Below are 1,233 nucleotides of genomic sequence, written 5' to 3' on the forward strand. Positions count from 1 at the left end.
GAAACACCTTGGTAATCATTTGAAATAAAATTTCTATATGTTATCGCGTGAGATATATCATCTTCAAGTTTTTCTATTACTTGGTGTATTCTATATAATACTTTTGCCTTACTACTCGCGGCGGCACTTCCTTGCGCAATAACAATAACAGCCTGATAGATAGTTAAACTCATCATGGTAAAAATAATAACGGCAAGTAGTACCTCTAACAATGTAAAGCCATAAGATAAACGTTTACTCATTAGTAATCCGGTAGCTTTGCACTATATAATTAGGATGTTCGTTATTTTCCTGACTACGAATTTCAACGATAACTTCACGATATCCTTTACTATGATTATATACTTCTTTCGTTTGCCAATACCAAAATTGGTTAAGCATAAAATGACGTCCCTTCGCCCAATCTCCGATTTGTGTAACACTCATTATTTTAATTTCAGCTAAAACGTTATCTGCAACCCAAGAGGATGCCATTTTATCTTCTAACGCTTTGGTCCAGATTAATTGTTCACTAATACTTTTCATAATGCTGATGCCAGCAATAGCAAAAATAGCTAATGAGACCATAACCTCTAATAATGTAAAACCTGTATAATATCGCAAGTAATTACCTATGCGTTGTCGGGACTCAAGTTACTACGGATATCCGTTTTTAATTATGATGATACACTCCAGTTGCCAATATCATCTTCATTACCTATTTCTCTATCCGGTCCCGCAGAAAATATATCTATCTCTCCATTCTTACCGGGATTACTCATTCGGTAAGCGTTTCCCCACGGATCTTGCGGTAATCGCCGAATATAACCATATTGAGGATAAATTCTCGGGATGGGTACCTCTGTTGGTTTGACAACCAATGAATTAATACCTTGTAACTCTGTAGGGTAATGGCCATTATCCAATTTATACATGTCCAATGCATTTTCTAAAGCAACAATATCGCTTAATGTCTTTTGCCGGTCAGCCCGGTTTTTATTAGACATCAGACTGGGTATCGTTAAGCTAGCCAAAACACCCAAAATCATGATAACCATCATAATTTCCAGCAATGTAAATCCATCCGATTTCGTCTCCTTCATTATCCCTCCTCGATATATATTATGAAATTAGGCTGTTAATCTGCAATATTGGTTGAAATATTGACAAAACAATAAAAAATATAAATGCAGCCATGAAAACCATTATTGCTGGTTCTAGTATTGTTATAAATATATTTATCTTAAGCATCAG

At 35.2% G+C, this 1,233-nt stretch carries 3 protein-coding genes; all 3 read right to left on the bottom strand.

Annotated elements, in window-relative coordinates:
• Window positions 1-242: PulJ/GspJ family protein (locus tag V1952_RS21940; protein WP_420075562.1), on the bottom strand; the 242-nt coding region annotated here is incomplete at its 3' end.
• Window positions 235-603: a type II secretion system minor pseudopilin GspI gene (gene gspI, locus V1952_RS21945; RefSeq protein WP_420075563.1), complete on the bottom strand. Its 369-nt coding sequence runs from the start codon at window positions 601-603 to the stop codon at window positions 235-237. The genes V1952_RS21940 and gspI, both read right to left, overlap by 8 nt.
• Window positions 604-656: 53 nt before the next feature.
• Window positions 657-1,082, bottom strand: coding sequence for a type II secretion system major pseudopilin GspG (gspG, locus tag V1952_RS21950; protein ID WP_420075564.1), 426 nt, complete (start codon window positions 1,080-1,082; stop codon window positions 657-659).
• Window positions 1,083-1,233 lie beyond the last annotated feature (151 nt).

Origin of the sequence: Yersinia sp. 2542 StPb PI, assembly GCF_048593855.1 — a bacterium.
Taxonomy (GTDB): Bacteria; Pseudomonadota; Gammaproteobacteria; order Enterobacterales; family Enterobacteriaceae; genus Yersinia; species Yersinia enterocolitica_E.

Bases quoted from the DNA above. Each gene is read 5' to 3' on its own strand.
- gspG (WP_420075564.1), bottom strand. From the start codon at position 1,082: ATGAAGGAGACGAAATCGGATGGATTTACATTGCTGGAAATTATGATG.